Source organism: Burkholderia sp. HI2500, from assembly GCF_002223055.1.
In the GTDB taxonomy this organism is placed as follows: domain Bacteria; phylum Pseudomonadota; class Gammaproteobacteria; order Burkholderiales; family Burkholderiaceae; genus Burkholderia.
In genome coordinates this window covers 261,052-281,524 of the sequence record NZ_NKFL01000007.1, presented here as the reverse complement: position 1 = coordinate 281,524, position 20,473 = coordinate 261,052, and the positions used below count along the sequence as shown (strand labels likewise).

Sequence of the window (20,473 nt, the reverse complement as noted above, 5' to 3'; positions counted from 1 at the left end):
TCACGGATAAACACTACACCTGTGTATGACGTGAACGGAAGAGGATTTTCGGGTACCGGAGTTTACCAATGACAAGAGTTCGCGCTGCGTTGCGGCGACAGGATTTTGTTGACGCTGCCGTTGAAGTCATCGCCGCGCACGGCGTCGCTGGAGCCACCACGCGGCGAATCGCCGAAGCCGCATGCTGCCCACTGGCATCGCTGCATTATGTATTCCATACCAAGGACGATCTGTTCGACGCGGTTTACGAATCCCTGTTCGATCTGCTCGCGGCGAATGCCCCCGCTGACAGGGAATTTCATTCTTTCGGCGAACTCGCCGGATGGCAACTGCGCAAGAATGTCGAATGGCTCGTGCAGCATCCGTCGTACGCCCGGGCACAGTCTGAACTGATCCAGTGGGCAGAGCGTCATCGCCCCGATTTTGCGTTGAAAACCTATGTCGAGACCATCGAGCGAACGATCGCTTACCTCGGCAAGTGCGCGCCACAAGTCAGCCATGACGCGATTGAATCCGTCGCCAGAATGAGCATCATCCTGATCGATGGATTGCTGAACAGTTGGCAAGGCGACACGAATATCCGCGAGCTCAGGGCGAACCTGGATAGTGTAAGTTCAGCGTTGGAGGCGTTTGCCACCTCCCTCTCGAGCTCGACGGTGCAGGCTTGAGCGTCGACGCGGCGTGACATTGCGCCCATCGCCGGCAACCCGACCCAGCCCGTCCGCACGATGCGTCGTGACCGGCTTCGATCCTGCACCTTTCCGTAGACGGACGTCCGCATACCGCCGGACGCCCGTCGTCGATTCCTGCTAGCTGACGGCGCCCGGCGTCGCGCCGATCATCGACTTCGTCTCCAGGAACTCCTCGATGCCGGCGTAGCCCCACTCTCGTCCGTTACCGGACTGCTTGTACCCCCCGAACGGCGCCGCGATGTCGACGGGCGCGCCGTTCAAATGCACCATCCCGGTCCGCAACTGTCTGGCGACGCGCTCCGCCTGTTCGATCGAGTCGCCATAGACGTAGCCGGACAGTCCGTACGGTGAGTCGTTGGCAATGGCGACCGCGTCCGATTCATCCCGATAGGGGATGATCACCAGGACGGGGCCGAAAATCTCCTCGGTTGCAATCGTCATGCGATTGTTCACGCGGCTGAAGACCGTCGGCTTGACGTAGTAGCCTCGCTCAAGCCCCGGGGGATTGCCGAGCCCACCCGACAGCAGCACCGCGCCCTCGTCGATGCCCGTCTGGATCATCTCCTGCACCTTGCGATGCTGGCGTTGGTTCGCCATCGGCCCCATGGTCGTACCGGGATCGCGCGGATCGCCGACGACGACCTGCCCGCATGCGGCCACTGCGATCTGCTCTGCCTCCTCGAGCCGATGCGCCGGCACCAGCATGCGCGAAGGCGCGGTGCACGTCTGGCCGGAGTTGGCCATCATCTGGAGCACGCCATGCGTGACACCCTGCTGAAAGTTTTCGCTGTCCAGAATGATGTTCGCCGACTTTCCGCCTAGCTCGAGCGTCACCCGCTTGATCGTCGTCGCAGCGGCCTGAGCGACTTCCACGCCGGCGCTCGTCGAACCCGTCAGCGACACCATGTCAAAGAGCGGGCTGGACGCGATGGCCCTGCCCAGGCGCTGCCCGGAGCCCTGCACGAGATTGAATACGCCGGGAGGGACGCCGGCCTTCTCGATGATCTCGGCGAGCACGATGGCCGAGTACGGCGCATTCTGACTGGGCTTCAACACGATCGTGCAACCCGCCACCAGCGCCGGCGCGACCTTGCACATGACCTGGTTCATCGGCCAGTTCCATGGCGTGATCAACCCGCACACCCCCACCGGCTCCTTCACGATCCGCGACGTGCCCTGGGTGCGTTCGAACGGATACTGCTTCGCCACTTCCAGCGTCGTATGAAGGTGCCAGAGCCCCAGTGCCGCCTGAAGCGGGCGAGAAATGGCGTCCATCGGCGCACCCATCTCGAGCGTGATGGCGTCCGCCATGTCCTGCAGCCGCTCGGTGTAGGCACCGATCACGCGCTCGAGCATCGCGAGCCGCTCGACGAGCGGTGTGTTCGAGAACGCCGCGAACGCGTCGCGCGCCGCCTGCGCGGCCAGGTTCACATCGGCTTCGTCAGAAAACAGCAACACGCCGGAGACTTCGCCCGTCGCCGGATTGATGATGTCGTGCTCCACGCCACCGTTCACCGGCTCCACCCAACGGCCGCCGATGAACGCCTTGCGGAGATGGTCTGCTTCGAAAATCGGCATCTGCTCGCTCCATGTCATTTGGTATCGAGGGCGAGTCGTCAGCCTTCTGGATCGCCCGGGAAGATCCATACTAACGTCTTTTTTGATCATTTGGCCAAGTCACATGACTCGGTAATAATCAGTATTGCCGCCGGCAAGCCAAAGTAAGACGCTTCAGGGAACGAACCGTCATGCTGCTGCGAAAGATTTGCAGCGCGGGTGACCGGATGATGAGGGAGACGAAATCACGAGGCGGCTTTACGCGACGCTCGCAACACACCGAAGCCTCGTGACTCAGGCGGATCGGTGTGGTCTGCCGGAACGGACGTTCGACGATCACCGGCCGGCAAGCACGAGTCTGCTCGCCGCTCGCGTATCGAGGCAGGCATCACAGAGGGTTAACCTTCATCGACAAGGAATTTTTCGAGCAATACTTTCCACTACACGGTCACTTGATCAAGTCATATGGCAGACTTCACGGCGGATAGCCAGGAAGTAAGCAATCCGCAAGGAAGCGCACCGCGATCCGGTCGCTTTTGACGTCAACATCGAACGACAACTCTCCCTCGGGAGCGAAAGGTAATTACCATGGCAATCATTCAAGTCCAGCAGATCATGCACGAGAATCCGCTGCATGCTCGCGCTCCGCATGAACCCCGCTATGAAGATGGCAGCGCCTTCTGTGACGGCAAGTACGTTCCCATCACGGAAGCGACCGTCCCGCTCGTCGACGCCGGGTTCCTCCACGCCGACGCGGCCTACGATGTCGTCACCGTCTCGCGAGGCAACTTCTTCCGGCTCGACGATCACCTCGCGCGCATGGAAGAGTCGTCGGCGAAGTTCTTCCTCGAGAATCCGTTCAATCGCGACCAGGTCCGCGAAATTCTTCACACGCTCGTGCGCAACGCCGGCCTGAAGGACGCGTACGTCTGGTGGTGCGTCACCCGCGGCCCGCTGAGCGTCGACCGCCGCGACCGCAGCGCAATGAAGAACGCGATGTTCGCCTTCGCTGTGCCGTTCTTCTTCCAGGCTGACGACGAGGTCCGCACGCGCGGCTCGAACCTGCTGATCAGCAAGCGGTACAACCGCATTTCCGCGAAGGCAGTCGACCCCACGGCGAAGAACTTCCACTGGATGGACATGAAGCTCGCGCTCTTCGAAGCCATGACGCAGGAGAAGGACTGGGCGGTGCTCGTCGACGAACACGACAACCTCACCGAAGCAGCCGGTGCGAACGTCTTCTTCGTCAAGAACGGGGAGCTCTACACGCCCGCTGAAGGCTGCCTGCTGGGCATCACGCGCCAGAGCGTCTTCGATATCGCCGCCGAGCTCGGCATCAAGGTGAACATCGGCACGTACACCGCGACCCAGCTGCGCGAGGCTGACGAAGCATTCACGTCGTCGTCGGCGGGCGGGATCATGCCCGTCAGCGCAGTGGACGACCAACCGCTTGGCAAACACAACGGCCCCGGCCCGATCTCCGAGAAGATTCACAACCTCTACTGGGAAAAGCGCTGGGCAGGATGGCACGCCCAGCCGGCTGAGTACTTCTCGTCGGTCCCGGCGTAAGCCGGAAGTCACTCAGAAGCGGCGCGCGTACGGAGCCGGCCCGGTCTAACGAGCCGCATCCGGCCCCGGTGGGCGCCCAATAGCTGCGTGCATTGACAAACCGTCCGGCGCCCCACCCAGGCGCCGGTCGATCCGAACTTCGACGTTATAGCGATGACCTGGAGTTCGGTGATTCAGTAAAACCAAGCACGAACACACCCCAATTCATTTCGCATAGCTAATAAACGGACAGGACTATCGGTGCCTTCATCCGTTTTCACCCATGCACAACCCTTTGGCGGGCGCACGTTACCTGGTCAAGGTCAAGGAGATAGCCGTGGTCAAGACTCATTCTTTCAAGAAATCCGCTTCGCTCATCCGATCGGCAGCGAAATTGTCCGTCATCGCTTCCGCCGTCGCGATGTCCTTGACCGGTGCGCTTGCGGAAGGGACGGATGCCTCACATACGCCGTCGGGCGCCGAAATCGCCGGCACCGCGGGCGGCATTCCCGCCTGGACCCCCGTGGGCAACGTCGGGGCGGGCTGGAGCTACGGCAAGCGCCGCGCGGATTTCTTCAAATACAAGTCCGACAAGCCGCTGTACACGATCGACGCCAGCAACGTCGACAAGTACGCGGACAAGCTCAACCCGGGCCAGATTGCGCTGCTGAAGAACCTGAAGGGCTTCACGATGCCGGTCTATCCGTCCCGGCGCACGTGCGGCGTCCCCGATTTCGTCGCGGAGAACACGAAGAACAACGCGGGCTTCGCCAAGATGTCGGCCGACGGATCGGAACTCACCGATGCCCACCTGCCCGGCTACCCGTTCCCTGCACCCAAGACCGGCGCGGAAGTGATGTGGAACGCGAAGCTGCACTACCGCGGCGCCGGCGTCGAGATGCGCGACATCATCACCGTCGTCTCCCCGCGCAAGGGCGCGTCCGACTGGATCAAGAACGTGTCCGACGCGTGGATCTATCAGCCGTGGGGTGACAAGGCCGGCACGACGTTCGCGAAGGTCAACCAGGTCGAAGGCAACGCCTACTACGCGTACAAATCCCCGGCGGCGATTGCCGGCCAGGCCGCGATCTTTACGACCTACGCCGGCAAGCCGACGGAAGTCTTCTACTACTTCCCGGGGCAGCGCCGCACCCGCCGCATGCCGTCGTATGCATACGATGCGCCGCAAATCGGCTTCGACAACCAGTACAACATGGATGAAGCGCTGGTCTTCTCCGGACAGACGGACCGATTCTCGTGGAAGCTGCTCGGCAAGAAGGAAATGGTCGTGACGTACAACGACCTCGGCATGTACGACTTCTCGGACAAATTTGAAGACGCCTACGGCCCCGACTTCGTGAACCCGGCGAAGCGTCGCTACGAACTCCATCGCGTGTGGGTCGTGGAAGCCACGGTCAAGCAGGGGATGCGCCATACCGCGCCCAAGCGCCTCTTCTACGTCGACGAAGACAGCTGGAGCTACCTCGGCGCGGTGGACTACGACGCGCAGGGCAACATCTCGAAGGTCCGCGAGGGCTACATCATTCCGGTGTACGAAACGGGCAGCTGCGACACGCTCGCATTCGCGCAATACAACCTCGTCGACGGCCGGTATCTCGTGGACGGTTCGATGCTCGCGGCCGGACGGGACGCGAAGTGGTCGGTCGACTCGTCGGCGGACCAACACTACAAGCCGAGCTTCTACAACGCCGATAATCTCCGTGCGTTGAGCGAGCGTTGACAGGGGCCGAGACAAAATGGCTACCACCTCCTCCTTACAGCCCCGCTCCAGCGTGGTGCTCGTGCGCGCGGCGATCGCGGCGCTTGTCGCCGTCGGGTGCGGCAGCGCGCACGCCTTCACGTTCACGATCGGCAACGTCGAAGGCAGTTTCGATTCGACGATATCGGCGGGCGTCGGCATTCGCACCGCGTCGCCGAGCAGCAATCTCGTGTCGCCGACCTACAACGTGGCCACCGGTGCGCAGACGGGTGGCGGCCGGCTCGGTCAGTTGAGCGGCCTCTCCGATCAGGGCGACATCAACTACGGCAAGGGCGATCCGTTCACGAGCTATCTCAAGGGCAACCACGAGCTGGTCCTGAAGATGCCGTCGCAAGGGCTCACGTTCATGGCGCGGGGCACCTGGCAGTACGACTACTCCGGCACCCGCACGACAGGCGCAACCAGCGGACAGGACCTGTTCTACAACCCGTCGCCCAACCTGAGCGGCGGGCTCCCGTCCGATGCCGAGAAGAACATCCGCTTCAAGCCGCGCCTGCTCGACCTGTGGGTCAGCAAGCAGTTCAACGTCGGCGACCAGATTGCCCGCGTCCGCGTGGGTAACCAGGTCGTCAGCTGGGGCGAAAGCATCTGGGAAGTCGGCGGGGTCAATGCGACGAACGCGATCGACGTGAATCGCGCGTCCCAGCCCGGCGCGCAGGTCAAGGAGATCATCCTGCCCGCGCCGATCGTGAGTGTCGCGTCCGGCGTCGGGCACGGCGTGAACGTCGAAGGGTACTACCAGAGCAACTGGAACCAGAATTACCTGCCGCCGGTGGGCAGCTATTGGTCGAACCAGATCGTCGGTCCCGGCAACAACACGTACGGCGTCTCGACCATCCATCCGAAGAACGGCGGGCAGTATGGTTTTTCCATTCGCTACCAGCCGGCGGGAACCGACCTGAATCTCGGCTTCTACACGATCGCGTACCACGACAAGTTCCCGCAAGTCTCGCTGAGTTCGACGGGCGGGACGGTGTTCCGGTTTCCGGAAGACCGCCACATGATCGGCGTCAGCGCCAACTTCCCGGTGGGCGACTGGGCAATCGGCACCGAACTCTCGTACCGGCCGCGAGATGCCGTTCCGCTGAATCCGGCCAGCAGATGCGTCGCGCAAGGGGGGAACTGCTGGGTCGACGAGAAGCGCTTCCAGTGGCACCTGACGACCCTCTACTCGCTGCAGCCGGGCAATTCCGCAGCGTTCCTGAAGCTGCTCGGCGCCCAGACCGCCACGCTGACGACCGAGACGGTGATCATCGCTTATCCGGGGCTTCACAAGAGCTACGGCGGATCGCCGATTTCGCCTGGCGCGCTTCTGTGGGGGAACGAATTCAACGACTTGTTCGCGACCGGCGCACTCAACACGCCGGGTAGTGCCCAGGGAACGAAATACTCCGGCGGGATCGACGTCGATTTCAACTGGGTTTACGACGGCACCGTCATTCCCGGGTGGCAGGTCAACCCGGGGATCTTCGTCCGGTACGGCCTGTTCGGCAATACGCCGAACGTGAATGCCCAGTTCATGCGCGGCGTGACGGCCATGAACCTGTATGTGAACTTCATACAGAACCCGGCGAACTGGCAGGTCGGCTTGAACTACACCCGCTTCATGGGCCCGACCAACCCGCTGGCCAACCCGCTACGTGACAGGGACTTCGTGGCAATCGTCGCATCTCGCAATTTCTGAGGTCAATATGAATCAACCGCCTGTTTCCGACGCAGCCCGACCCGGCAAGCTGCTTAGAATTCTTCATTCGCTGGAAAATACGCTGTTCGGTCACAGGCGTCTCGTGCTGGGGCTCCTGGTGCTGTTCACGGTCGTCATGGCCTGCTTCGCCGTCAAGCTGCGCATGGATGCCGGGTTCGAGAAGCAGCTGCCGCTGGGCCACGAATACACGCAGACGTTCAACGAGTATCGCGGTGACCTGCTCGGCGCCAACCGCTTGATCGTCGTCGTCAAGGCCCGCAAGGGCAGCATCTGGACGCCGGCGGCGTTGAAGCGCCTGTATGAAGTCACCCAGGCGGTCACCTTCCTGCCGAACGTGTCTCGCAGCAGCGTCCAGTCCCTCTGGACACCGAATTCATTCGTCAACGAGATCACCGAGGACGGATTCCGCGCGGACCCGCTCATTCCCGGCACCGTGACGCCCGATCAGCTCGACGGCAACACGGTCGGCGCCATTTCGCGCTCGACCGCCCAGGGCGGCTTCGTCGGCAGCCTGGTGTCGCGCGACCAGAGCAGCGCCATGGTCACCGCCGATCTCAACGAGCTGGATGCCAAAGGTGAGCGGGTCGACTACGTGGCATTCGACAAGGCGCTCGAATCGCAATTGCGCGCCAAGTTCGAGGATGCGAACTATGAAATCCAGATCATCGGTTTCGCGAAGCAGATCGGTGACATTGCAAACGGCGCGTCGTCCGTCCTGAAGTTCTGCGCGATCGCCCTACTCCTGACCGCGTTGGCCGTCTACTGGTACTGCCGCTCCGTTCGCCTGACGATCCTGCCGCTGACCTGCTCGCTCGTCTCGCTCGTCTGGCAGTTCGGCACGCTGCATCTGCTCGGCTACGGGCTCGACCCGCTGGGCGTGCTGGTTCCGTTCCTGGTGTTCGCGATCGGCGTTTCACACGGCGTCCAGCAGATCAATTTCATCGTGCGCGAGATCTCCCACGGGAAGTCGGTGGAGCAAGCCGCTCGATCCAGCTTCAGCGGGCTGCTGATTCCCGGCACACTCGCGCTGGTGACCGCGTTCGTTTCCTTCGTCACGCTGATCCTGATTCCGATCCCGATGGTGCGCGAGCTCGCGATCACCGCTTCGCTCGGCGTGGCGTACAAGATCGTCACGAACCTGGTGATGCTGCCGCTGGCCGCGTCGTTGCTCAAGGTCGACGGCAATTATGCAAAGAATGCGGAGCTGCATGCCGTTCGTCGTGGCCGCGTGCTCCGCGTGCTCGCCAAAGTCGCCGTTCCGCGCAATGCGGCGATCGTCCTGCTGGCCGCCGTCGTGGTGTTCGCCGTGGCGGCCTGGGAAAGCCGGGACCGCGTGGTCGGCACGCTGCAAGCCGGCGCGCCCGAGCTGCGTGCCGACGCCCGGTTCAACCAGGATTCGGTTTCGATTGCGTCGAGCTACGACGTCGGCCTCGACTGGATTTCGATCGTCTTCGAAGCGCCGCCCCAGTCCTGCAACAACGTGGAGGTCGGCGCGTACCAGGATCGCTTCGTCTGGTCGATGCGTGCCGTCCCCGGCGTGTTGTCGGTCGTTTCGTTCTCGTCGTTGCTGCGGCAATACAGCGAGGGATACAACGAAGGCAATCCGAAGATGTCCGCGATCCCCATCGATCCGGATAACTATTCATCGCTGGCCGGCGAGGTGGCCCGCACGCCCGGCGTCATGCGCAAGGACTGCAGCATGACCGCGGTGAACATCTATCTGGCCGACCACAAGGCGACCACGATCACCCAGGTGATCAACGCCGTGAAGCATTTCCGCGACACGAACAAGCTGCCGGGCGTGAAGATCCGGCTCGCGTCCGGCAACGCCGGCGTGCTGGCCGCGGTCAACGACGAAATCGAGCGCAGCGAATTGCCGATGATGCTCTACGTCTATACGACCATCGTCCTGCTCGTCCTCGTCACGTACCGTGACCTGCGCGCGGTCCTCGCCTGCTGCCTGCCGCTGACGATCGGCACGTTCATCGGGTATTGGTTCATGAAGGAGCTGCAGATCGGCCTGACCGTCGCCACGTTGCCCGTGATGGTGCTGGCGGTGGGCATCGGCGTCGACTATGCGTTCTATATCTACAACCGGCTGCAGCTGCATCTCGCCAACGGCGTCGGCATCGTCAAGGCGCTCGAACAATCGATCCTCGAGATCGGGACGGCCACCATCTTCACGGCGATCACGCTCGCGATCGGCGTCGCCACCTGGTCGTTCTCCGAGCTCAAGTTCCAGGCGGACATGGGCAAGCTCCTGGCGTTCATGTTCATCGTCAACATGGTCATGGCCATGACGGTTCTGCCCGCCTTCGCCGTCTGGCTCGAGCGCATCTTCCCGCGGCGCAAGCCCGCCCGTGCCCCCGGCCTGCTCGCCCATTGAAGAAGAAGAGGATTCCATGACCCTGTATCGCAAGGTTCTCTCCCTGATGGCCGGCGCCGTCGTCTTTGGCGCGCTGCTGGGCAGCGTGCCAGGCGCCGTAGCCGCACCGGAACTCCGGCCCGTTCCGGCCGTCCAGTCCAGCATCGCGACCCAGTCCCCCGTGCTCGATGCGACCTGGGCCGGCCAGCGGGTCGTGAGTGTCGGCGCGAACGGCATCGTCCTGCTGTCCGACAACCGCGGTGCGACGTACCGCCAGGCCAAGTCCGTGCCCGTGAGCTCGACGCTGACGTCCGTCAGTTTCATCGACGCCAGGACAGGGTGGGCGGTCGGCCACTGGGGCGCGATCCTGAAGACCACCGACGGCGGCGAGACGTGGGAGGTTCAACGTCTCGTGACGAGCGAGGATCGCCCGCTGTTCGGCGTGCACTTCATCGACGCCAACCACGGCGTGGCCGTCGGACTCTGGTCGCTCATCCTCGTCACCGATGACGGCGGCAAGACCTGGACCAAAAAGGAAGCCGTGCTCCCGAACGGCAAGAAGTCGGACCTGAATCTGTTCGGCCTCTTTTCGAACGGCAACGGCGAGATCTTTGCCACCGCCGAGAAGGGGCAGCTCCTGATTTCCCGCGACAAGGGCAACACGTGGGAAAGCGTGGAGACCGGTTACAAGGGGTCGTTCTGGTGCGGCGTGGCGCTGCCCAACGGGGTGCTGCTGGTCGGCGGGCTGCGCGGCACGCTGATGCGAAGCGAGGACAACGGCCATACCTGGTCACGCGCGACGCTCGACACCCGGAACTCCATTACCGCGCTTGCGTCCCGAGGCGCCACGGTATTGGCGGTCGGGGTCGACGGGCTGCAGGCTCAAAGTACCGATGACGGCAAGACGTTCCAGCGCCTGCGCACCCAGACCGGGACGACGTACACCGCGGCGCTTCCCTCGACGGGCGACAAGTGGTTGATCTTTTCTCGCGACGGGGTCATCGCGCAGTAACTGCCGGATGTCTGATGCGCGCAGCGGGCCGCGATCGTGAATCGCGGCCCGCTGTGGCGACGCCTGCCTGACCTCGGATGGAAGGCGGGCCAAACGACGAGCAAGTTCTCCCGCCTTGGTGGCACGGATCACCCGAAGAGGAAGCGGCTCACGGACGAGCCGCCGTGTCACGCCACGCGCGACACCCTCCCCCGTCAACCGGATTTTCGCAGTCGATAGCCGACGCCGTGCACGCTTTCCACGATGCCCGACGCCCCTGCGGCCGCCAGCTTTCTCCGTAACCGGCTCATGTGGCTGTCGACGGTGCGCGTGGATGCGCTGACGTCCGCCATGCACGCATCGAGCAATTCGACGCGCGTAAATGCGCGATTCGGCAGCCTGGCCATGTGAGCCAGCAGGCGAAATTCGACGAGTGTCACCGAAACCGGCGTTTCACCGGAGGACGTTCTCACGCACGCCATGTAGCTTTCCGTATCGACTTCGAGCGCACCCACCCGGAGGCGACGTTCAGGCGCGAGCGCACCGGAGCGGCGAAGAATCGCGAGCAATCGCGCGACGACCACGTCCGGGTTGAGCGGCCTGACGATGTAGTCGTCGGCGCCGGCTTGCAGTGCGCGCAACTGCTCCCCGTCCCGGTCACACGCCGTCATGACGACGATGGGGGCACCGCTTTGCCGTCGAAGCCTGGCGAGCATGTCCAGGGTGTCCGCACGCAGTTCACGGACGTCGAGAATGACCAGATCCGGCTTCAGGTTCAGTTGCGTGGCCAGCACGGTCTGGGAGGGGTGGGTCTGGAATGTTCGAAAGCCGTTGCGCGTCAGGCAGGTATCGAGCGTCGACGACATTTCCGGTGCGTCATCCGCGATGAGTATGAGCGAGTGCATGTTTGAATATCCGGGTCGTTGCCTTTCGTGCACGCGGCCACCTTCCGGACAGCGTTCAGGCGCTGCAAAGGGGGCCCCGTTCACGGGCATCGCTCGTCGAATTGAAGACGGCGTTCGGCATGACACACGCCGAAGCCATCGGGATGGAGGCCGGTGAAGAACATTTCCCGCACCCGGACCGGGCCGGACGCCGCGCAAGGTCGATCGGCTGACGGGTTCGCTGGTTGCAGCGGCTCGTCGCCGCGAAGCAGGCTCCGGTCTTTCTCCGGTTGCTGACGCACACAGGTCGCCACCCGGCATCGGCGCGTCGAGGGGCGACCTCTCTTTCCTCGTGCTCGCGTTGCCCTTCAAAGCGCAAGGATGCGTTCATGATCGGCGGCTGGCTCCGTCAGCAGACCTCACTACTCGAGCGCGCGATGCCCCCGGGCAACGTCCAGTCTTGCCGCAACCGGCCGGCGAGCCCTTGCCTTCGGGTGGTAGACGTCGCCGCACACATCATGCTCGCGACGTCCACGTGCGGCTGAGGCCTTCGTGCCGACGAGCGTCGGCACGAGAGAAGGCCCTCAAACCGCGGTTTCCGGCACCGCGGACGGGAATCGGGAGATCCTCCGGATCAGGTCCGAGGCTTTCTCACCGATCATGATCGTCGGCGCGTTCGTGTTCGCGCCCACCAGCGTCGGCATGATCGACGCATCCACCACGCGCAAGCCTTCCGTTCCCCGTACGCGCAACTGGGAATCGACGACGGCGAGCGCGTCGTTCCCCATGCGACACGTTCCGACCGGGTGGTACACGGTGTCGGTCCGCTCGCGCAGCAACGCACGAATGTCGTCGTCCGATCGCGACCGGGACGCGAACAGGTCCTCCGTCACGAACCGGGCCATCGCCGGCGCCGCCATCAAGCGCCGGGTCAGCTTGTAGCCCTCGACCAGGACCTCGAGATCATCGTCGTGCTCGAGGAATGCCGGGTCGATCAACGGCGCATCGAGCGGATCGGCGCTTCGCAGCTTGACCGACCCACGACTTTTCGGCCTCAGCAGGCACACGTGACAGGAAAGACCATGTCCGAGCCGTACCTTCCTGCCGTGATCGCTGACGGGCCCGACGACGAAGTGCATCTGAACGTCCGGTCGATCCAGATCGGGACGCGTCTTCAGGAACGCGCCGCCCTCGGCGAAGTTGGTGGTCAGGGTGCCGGTCCGCGAGTTCCGGTATTGCCGGATGTCGCCCAGCGTCTTGATCGCGCCGCGTACCGATACGCCGAGTGCATCCAGGCTGTTCGTCTTGTAGCTGACGACGAAGTCCGGATGATCCTGCAGGTTCTCACCCACGCCCGGGAGATCGGCGACGACCTGGATCCCGTGACGCTCGAGTTCGTCCTTCGGCCCGACGCCGGACAACATCAGCAACTGCGGCGATTGAAGCGCGCCCGCGGACAGGATCACCTCCTTCTTCGCCCAGACCGTCTCGACATTCCCGCCACGCGTGACTTCGACGCCAACGGCCCGCTTGCCGTCGAACACGATGCGCCTGACCTGCGCGCCCGTCTCCACCGTCAGGTTGCCGCGCGTCTTCAGGTGCGGAAAAAGATAGGCACGTGCCGCACTCCAGCGCTCGCCATTCTTCTGGGTCACCTGGTAAATGCCGACCCCTTCCTGCTCCGCACCGTTGAAATCGTCCGTGACGGGCAGGCCGCACTCTCGTGCGGCGTCCAGCCAACGCGCCTGGAATGGATTGTTCGTCCGCAGGTCGCTGACCCACAGCGGGCCGCCGCGCCCGTGCCATTCATTGCCAAGCCGCTCGTTGTGCTCGCTTCGCTTGAAATACGGGAAGACGTCGTTCCAGCCCCAGCCTTCGTTGCCGAGCGCGGCCCAGTCGTCGTAGTCGGCATGATGGCCGCGCGTGTACACCATCGCATTGATCGCGGACGATCCGCCCAGCGCCTTGCCACGCGGCTGGTAGCCGCGTCGCCCCTGCAGCCCCTTCTGCGGCACCGTCTCGAACGCCCAGTTGTTCAGTTTGGACGGGATCATCAGCACCAGGGCGGCCGGCACGGTGACGGGCCATCCATCGCCCGTGCCGCCGGCTTCGAAGAGGCACAGCGTCACATCGGGATCTTCGGTCAAACGCGAAGCCAGCACGCTGCCTGCCGAGCCGCCGCCTACAACAAGATAATCGAATGAGTTCTTCACGGGTCTGTGTCCTGGATAGATGCCTGAACGCTTCACAAGCAACTACCTGATGCATCGATTCCGCCACGCGCGTCGCGGCCTCAGCGAGCCGTCGCGCAATCGGCTTCATGCCGTCATGCATCAGCACTGCGTGGCCGCCTCGGCACCGTTGGAGGTCATCCATCGAACCGCGTGCGGCCACGAAATGACGAAAAGCGAAATCAGGTCGCTTCCGCCAACGTTTCAATGGTGCCGCGCGGCGCCGAGTAACTTTCGAAAGCTCGCGATGCCCTTCTCGATCCACGCCTGGGCGCCCGGGGAAATCGCTCCCATGTCGAAGAACCCGTGAATCATGCCGTCGCACCGGATCGTGTCGACCTTGACGCCGCTCGCGTGGAGCAAGCGGCCATAGGCCTCGCCCTCGTCGCGCAGCGGATCGAATTCGGCGGTCAGGATGACCGCGGGCGGCAACCCGGCAAGGTCCCTCGCACGGATCGGCGCCAGTCGCGGATCCTCCCGGTTGGTCCCGTCGGGCACGTAATGCCGCTCGAACCAGGCGATCGTCTCGAGGTCGAGAAAGTAGCCTGCGCCGTTTTCCTTGAAGGAAGGAAAGCCGGCGCGATCCTGCGCGACCGCGGGGTAGATCAGGAACTGGGCGGACAGCGCAATGCCGTCGGCGTGCAGTTGCTGGGTCACGACCGCGGCCAGATTGCCGCCGGCGCTGTCTCCGGCCACCGCCACGACGTCGCTGCCGCCCAGCTCACCCGCGTTCGCGATCACCCATTGGGTGGCGGCAATCGCATCGTCCGCCGCGGCCGGATACGGATGCTCCGGCGCGAGCCGGTAATCCACCGAGACGACGACCGCGTTGGCGCCACGCGCCAGCTCCCGGCAAATGTTGTCGTGGGTATCCAGGTCGCCGATGACGAACCCGCCGCCATGGAGATAGACGACCGTCGGCAGATTGCGCTCGTGGGTCGGACGATACAGCCGCGCCCGCAGCGATCCGGTCGCGCCGGGAACGGTCAGGTCTTCCACGCCGTGAATGTCGACCACGGCCTCCGGTGCGCGAACGGCGCGCGCCAGATGCTGCATCAATCCGCGAGCCTCTTCCGGGCTGGACTGCGGCAGCGGCTTCGCGCCGGACCCGGCAAGGGATTCGAGAAAACCAGCGAGGTGCAAATCGAGTGCCATAACATCACCTTTATTCGAACGTTGCGCGGAGATCAGCGATACACGAGGACTTCGGCATCCGGGCTCAATTCCGGAATGGTCTGGCGCTCCTCCTCGTACTCGAAGTGGTGCTGCCACGGCATGCGATCGCCACGCAAGTGCATCTGGTGTTGCGAGCGCATCACGTACCCGGCATTGAAGTTGTTCGGGTCGGTCCACGGCAGCCGCTGCATGTCGGCGTCTTCGGCGCGCAGGCACGGCTCCACCGTCTTCGCCCCCACCTTCTCCATATGCGCGAGGACGCGGCAGGTAAATTCGCAGACGAGATCGGCGCGCAACGTCCAGCTCGACCGGTAGTAGCCGTAGATGAACGCCATGTTCGGGATACCCTCGATCATCATTCCCCGATACGAGACCCGCTTGGTCATGTCGACCGGTTCTCCGTCGAGGTGGAACGCGATCTGGCCGAACGCGCTCATGTCGAAGCCCGTCGCCGTCACGACGATGTCCGCCTGCAGGTGCTCGCCCGACGCCAGCACGATGCCGCTTTCGTCGAACGACTCGATGGTGTCCGTCACGACGGACGCCTTGCCGTCCCGGATGGCCGTGAAGAGGTCGCCCTCCGGCACCGCCGCCACGCGCTGCTGCCACGGGCGATAGCTGGGATTGAAGTGCTTGTCGACGTCGAACCCTTCCGGCAGCTGTTGCCGGGTCTCGTTGATCAGCCAGTCGCGAACGGCGTCCGGGTTCGCTGCGGACAGGTTGATCAGGTCGAACGTCTGCTTCAGGTGCGCACGCCGCAGAATCTCGGAGCGCCACTCCTCGGGCAGGCTCAGTTCGCGAAGCGTCGCGTCCAGCTGGTGGGTCCAGGGAACCGCCGTGAAGAACGTCGGCGACCGTTGCAGCATCGTCACATGCGCCGCGGTGCCGGCCATCGCCGGGATCAGCGTCGCGGCGGTCGCGCCCGAGCCGATCACGACCACCCGCTTGCCGGCATAGTCGAGGTCTTCCGGCCAGTGCTGCGGATGCACGACCGTTCCCTTGTAGCGGTCGAACCCGTTCCACTTCGGCGTAAAGCCCTTGCGATGGTCGTAGTACCCCGCCCCCAGCCACAGGAAGTCCGTGGTGATCGAGAAGTGTTCGCCCGTATCCTTGCGCGACACCTCGACCGTCCAGCGCTTCTGCTCGCTCGACCAGCTCACCGTTTGAACACGATGCCCGTAGTGGATCTTCGAGCCGAGGTCGTATTCCTTGATGACATCGCCCAGATAGCTGTGGATCTCCTCCGCCGTGGCGATCGAGCGGCCCTGCCACGGGCGGAATCCGAATGCGTACGTGTACAGGTCGCTGTCGGAACGCGCGCCGGGGTAGCGATGGGTCCACCAAGTCCCGCCAAATCCATCCATGGCTTCCAGGATCGCGAACGAGCGGTCCGGCAAGTTCATGCGAAGATGACAAGCGGCATCGAGCCCCGAGATCCCCGCCCCGATGATTAGTACCTCTACGTGCTCAGGCAAACCCGAATCTGCTTGATTCTTAGTCATGAGATCCCTCCGATGACCCGTTATTGAAAATATCCGTAACGCCGCACGACTAGATCATTAGACTTGGTCATGTGACTACGAAGAAAAAAGACGCTCGCACGCGCATGCCGGCGACAACGCTTCAAACCCGCACGCGACAACCCGCCCTGCACCCGGCCGGACATGCACGCGGGTCATCGAGGTGTGCCTTCCGGTTTGACCGGTCACCCCGAACATGATCAATTGACCAAGTTCCACGGTTCCCAGTCTATGCAGTCGAGGGACAATTTGAATCAGGAGTTTCCATTACCCGATCGGTCGCGACGGTGGAATGCGCCGGCCCGCGCGGCGATCGACGCGTCAAACCTCGAAGCCGTCGGTTTCGGCAAGCCGCCGGACAAAGGAAGCAGCGCGATCCAGCAGGTATCTCGCTGCCGGGATCGTGCGGGCCGCAGTGATGATGCCGTGATGATGCCCGGGTAGATGGAGATGCTCGACCGTGCTCCCCGCGCGGGCCGCGCATGACGCGTAGGCAATGCCTTCGTCACACAGCGGATCCAGCCCCACCGTGGCAATGAACATCGGCGGCTGCCGCCGGCCCTCCGCATGCAGCAGCGGGGACAGGCGTGGAAGATCGAATGGCGTGCCGGCCGGCACATAGTGTTCCCGGAACCAGCGCATCGACTCGGCGACCAGCGGAAATCCGCCTTGAATGCGCTGGTAGGACGGAAGTGACGCCGTCAGGTCCGTCACGGGATAGAACAGGACCTGCCCGATGATCGCGGGTCCCGCCGCCGATGCCGCATTGGCGATGAGGGTCGCCATATTGCCGCCGGCGCTGTCGCCCGCCAGGATCACCCGGGACGCATCGATGGCGAGCGCAGAAGCGTTGGCCGCCAGGTAGTCCAATGCCCGCTCGCAATCGTCGAGCGGAACCGGCCATCGGTGCTCCGGCGCCAGCCGGTACTCCACCGACGCGACAGCACACCCGCCGTGCCGCGCGAGATGACGGCAGATGCCGTCATGCGTATCCACGCTGCCGATCACCCACCCGCCGCCGTGAATGAAGACGACCAGCGGTTTGTCCTCGACGCGCTCGCCGCCGGGCGGACGATAGAGCCGTACCCGAATGCTGCCGTCCGCGACGGGAACGTCGATATCGTCGTGGGCAACCGCTTCGTCGGCGGCGAGGCCGTTCAATTCGCAGGCCCGCACGAAGTTCACGCGCGACTGGTCGACGGAAAAGCTGCCGTAGTGTCGCCCGCCCAGTTCGCGGAACGCCCGAACGGCGTCCCGCGCATCGTCAGCCACCTCGGTCAGCGGCAACCAGTGCACCGATGTCATGTGCCTCTCCGCTCAGATCGCAGCGAACACGCTTTGATCCCATTGCGTCACGGCGCGGTATTCGTCCACCGTGCCCGGCCAGTTGTTGATCACCTTGCCTTGCGCGTTCTTGTACCAGCTCGAGCAGCCCGCCGAAAACGCCGAGCCGGCCATCGCCGATTGCAGCTTGTCGTTGTATTCGTCGAACACGGCCCGATCGACGTCGACGGCCTTCACGCCGGCCGAAGCCATGCCGCCGATCGCGTCGATGATGTAGTTCTGCTGGATCTCGAGCATCGATACGATGGAGTTGTGGTTCAGGTTCGTATTCGGCCCATACAACATGAACATGTTCGGAAAGCCCGGCACGGTCATGCCCAGATACGCTTCCGGGCCGTCTTCCCACGCCTGGGCCAACGTGCGGTCCGTGCCGCGCACCTGCAGGCTGCCCTGGAAAGCCTGACTCTCGAATCCGGTTCCGAACACGACCACGTCGAACGGAAGCAGGCGGCCGTCCCGGGTCACGATGCCCTCGTCGACGAACGATTCCACCCCCGCCGTCTCCAGCGCGACGTTGTCGCGCATGAGCGCCGGGTAGTAGTCGTCCGATCGCAGAATCCGTTTGCACGCGTATTCATAGTCCGGCGTCAGCTTCTCGCGCAGTACCGGGTCGGGCACCTGGCGATGAAGGTGCGCCAACGCGAGACTCTTGCCTTCCTGCTGCGCGTTGGACCCCATCCGGGTCCGCTCGAACCCGGACTCGCGGAAAGCGTGCAGCGATTTCCGGCTTTCTTCGAACAGATGGGGCTCGCGCTCGTAGGCATCGAGCTGCTCCGCCGAGAAGACGATCTGGTTGCGCGGCATGATCCAGTTCGCGCTTCGCTGGAATACCGTCAGGTGATCGACCTTCGGCGCGATGAGCGGCACATACTGCACGGCGCTGGCCGCGTTGCCGATGCTTGCCACCCGCTTGCCGCTCAGGTCCACGTCGTGCCGCCACTCGGCGGAGTGGAAATACTCGCCGTTGAAATCCGCGAGGCCGCGAACCGCGGGGATCATCGGCCGGTTCAGTTGCCCCCATGCCGGCACGAAGAATCGTGCGGTCATCCGGGAGCCGTCACTCAGTGCAAACCGCCAGAGGCTTGCCTCTGCATCCCATTCTGCACTGCGAATCTCGAGGTTGAATCGCAGGTGTTCCTCGAGGTCGAACCGCGTGGCAAGCGATTTCAGATAGTGCAGCAGCTCGTTGCGGCCGGCATACATCGCGCTCACGCGCAAATGCGGATGGAAGCTGTAGCAGTACAGGTGCGATTCGGTATCGCATGCCGCGCCGGGATACGAATTGTCCAGCCACACACCACCGAGGTCGGGACGCTTCTCCAGCACGACGAAGTCGTCGATGCCTGCGATTTTCATGCGGGCGGCCATGCCGAGGCCTCCGAAGCCTGCACCCAGGATAACGATCTCGTGGTGCTCAATCCTTTCTACATTGTTCACGGTGCATTCTCTCTATTTACGTTACGGCGACTGCGGATTGGCCGGCGTCGGTTCAGTAGGCCTGTTCGTACAGACGCAATGCGTCCGACTCCGTGACGACGACCGGATTGTTCAACAGCAAGCGCTGCTGCTTCATCGCATCGGCCGCGAGGGTCGGCAGGCTCGCTTGCGTGACCCCCACGTCGCGCAGTCGTCGCGGCGCGCCGGAGCGGTCCATCAGGTCTTCCAGGAACGCGATGAACGCCGCCGTGCGCGCCGTGGCGTCGCCCGTTCCACCCGCGCCTACCACGTCTCCGAGTTCCGAATAGTGCGAAGCGGCCGCTTCGGCGTTGAAACGCAGCACGGGCGCCAGCATCAACGCGTTGGACAAGCCATGCGGGATATGGAAATGGCCCCCCAGCGGATACGCCAGTGCATGGACCGCGGCCACCGGGGCATTGGCGAAGGCTTGCCCCGCCAGCGTGGCGCCCAGCAGCATGGCCTCGCGGGCGCGCCGGTCCGCGCCGTTTTCGCAAGCCGGGATCAGGTTGCTCACCAGCAATCGCAGCGCCTCACGCGCGAGCGCGTCGGAGAGGGCATTCTTCTTGTGCTTGCTGGTGTAGGCCTCGATGGCGTGAACCATCGCGTCGATGCCCGTCGCTGCGGTATGGCTGCGTGGCAGACCGACCGTCAGCTCGGCGTCCAGGATCACCTTGTCGGCATACAGCTGGCGTGCAACGATGCCCATCTTGGTTGTTTCGTTAACCGAAACGATGGAAATGTTGGTGACTTCCGACCCAGTACCCGCCGTCGTCGGGATCTGCACCAACGGCAGGCGCGCGCCCTGAACGTTGCCGATTCCGTACATTTCCGCGATGGATTGCCGCGACACGGTGAGCACGGCGGCCAGTTTTGCGATGTCCATCGACGAGCCGCCGCCCAGGCCAATCACGACGTCCGCCTCGGCACTGCGTGCAAACTCGACGCAGCGCAACACCACGTTCTCCGGCGGGTCGGCCACGACCTCGTCAAACACCGCCACGCGGAATCCCTCGGCCGCCAGCGACGCTTTCGCCGGTTCCAGCACACCGGCCTTGTGCAGCCCTGCATCGGTCACGATCAGGACATGGCGACGCTCCGTCCATGCCGCCATCACCTGACCCAGGCGGCGCGCACAACCCCATTCCTGGAGAATGGACGGAACAGTTTCGAAGAGCATCGACTGCGGGAGCATTTCCATTGACGTTTCCTTGATGCGGACGTT

The 20,473-nt window shown here is 63.7% G+C and carries 14 protein-coding genes; 6 read left to right on the top strand and 8 right to left on the bottom strand.

Features of this window, described 5'->3' with window-relative positions:
• Positions 1-68 precede the first annotated feature (68 nt).
• On the top strand, positions 69-668 hold the full coding sequence (locus CFB45_RS33600) for a TetR/AcrR family transcriptional regulator (protein WP_089429437.1): 600 nt from the start codon (positions 69-71) through the stop codon (positions 666-668).
• A gap of 141 nt (positions 669-809) precedes the next feature.
• Here the strand turns inward: CFB45_RS33600 and CFB45_RS33595 are convergent, their stop codons facing one another.
• Entirely contained in the window at positions 810-2,270 is a 1,461-nt protein-coding gene (locus CFB45_RS33595; RefSeq protein ID WP_089430098.1) for an aldehyde dehydrogenase family protein, read from the bottom strand.
• A 594-nt stretch (positions 2,271-2,864) separates the two neighbouring features.
• Here CFB45_RS33595 and CFB45_RS33590 point away from each other — a divergent pair.
• From CFB45_RS33590 to CFB45_RS33570, 5 genes are all read left to right on the top strand, one after another.
• Entirely contained in the window at positions 2,865-3,818 is a 954-nt protein-coding gene (locus CFB45_RS33590; protein ID WP_256978467.1) for an aminotransferase class IV, read from the top strand.
• Between the two features lie 400 nt (positions 3,819-4,218).
• Entirely contained in the window at positions 4,219-5,538 is a 1,320-nt protein-coding gene (locus CFB45_RS33585; RefSeq protein ID WP_089430097.1) for a DUF1329 domain-containing protein, read from the top strand.
• A gap of 16 nt (positions 5,539-5,554) precedes the next feature.
• Complete coding sequence (locus CFB45_RS33580; protein ID WP_089429435.1) at positions 5,555-7,261, top strand: DUF1302 domain-containing protein; 1,707 nt, start codon at positions 5,555-5,557, stop codon at positions 7,259-7,261.
• A gap of 7 nt (positions 7,262-7,268) precedes the next feature.
• Positions 7,269-9,668 carry an efflux RND transporter permease subunit gene (locus CFB45_RS33575; RefSeq protein ID WP_089429434.1) on the top strand — a complete coding sequence of 800 codons (2,400 nt, stop codon included), beginning with the start codon at positions 7,269-7,271 and terminating at the stop codon, positions 9,666-9,668.
• A 16-nt stretch (positions 9,669-9,684) separates the two neighbouring features.
• Positions 9,685-10,659: a WD40/YVTN/BNR-like repeat-containing protein gene (locus CFB45_RS33570; protein WP_089429433.1), complete on the top strand. Its 975-nt coding sequence runs from the start codon at positions 9,685-9,687 to the stop codon at positions 10,657-10,659.
• A 194-nt stretch (positions 10,660-10,853) separates the two neighbouring features.
• Here the strand turns inward: CFB45_RS33570 and CFB45_RS33565 are convergent, their stop codons facing one another.
• The 7 genes from CFB45_RS33565 to CFB45_RS33535 all read right to left on the bottom strand — a co-directional run bounded on the left by CFB45_RS33565 (position 10,854) and on the right by CFB45_RS33535 (position 20,449).
• On the bottom strand, positions 10,854-11,543 hold the full coding sequence (locus tag CFB45_RS33565; protein WP_089429432.1) for a response regulator transcription factor: 690 nt from the start codon (positions 11,541-11,543) through the stop codon (positions 10,854-10,856).
• 563 nt (positions 11,544-12,106) lie between these two features.
• The gene (locus CFB45_RS33560; RefSeq protein ID WP_089429431.1) at positions 12,107-13,735 is read right to left on the bottom strand and encodes a GMC family oxidoreductase; all 1,629 of its coding nucleotides are present in this window, start codon (positions 13,733-13,735) and stop codon (positions 12,107-12,109) included.
• A gap of 222 nt (positions 13,736-13,957) precedes the next feature.
• Positions 13,958-14,908: an alpha/beta hydrolase gene (locus tag CFB45_RS33555; protein WP_089429430.1), complete on the bottom strand. Its 951-nt coding sequence runs from the start codon at positions 14,906-14,908 to the stop codon at positions 13,958-13,960.
• A 32-nt stretch (positions 14,909-14,940) separates the two neighbouring features.
• A complete protein-coding gene (locus CFB45_RS33550) occupies positions 14,941-16,431 on the bottom strand; it encodes a flavin-containing monooxygenase (protein WP_089429429.1) in 1,491 nt (496 codons plus the stop codon).
• Between the two features lie 339 nt (positions 16,432-16,770).
• Positions 16,771-17,754, bottom strand: a complete 984-nt coding sequence (locus CFB45_RS33545; protein WP_089429428.1) for an alpha/beta hydrolase — start codon at positions 17,752-17,754, stop codon at positions 16,771-16,773.
• Between the two features lie 12 nt (positions 17,755-17,766).
• Positions 17,767-19,230: a flavin-containing monooxygenase gene (locus CFB45_RS33540; RefSeq protein ID WP_089429427.1), complete on the bottom strand. Its 1,464-nt coding sequence runs from the start codon at positions 19,228-19,230 to the stop codon at positions 17,767-17,769.
• Positions 19,231-19,282: 52 nt separating this feature from the next.
• Positions 19,283-20,449, bottom strand: coding sequence for an iron-containing alcohol dehydrogenase (locus CFB45_RS33535; protein ID WP_089429426.1), 1,167 nt, complete (start codon positions 20,447-20,449; stop codon positions 19,283-19,285).
• Between the last annotated feature and the right edge of the window lie 24 nt (positions 20,450-20,473).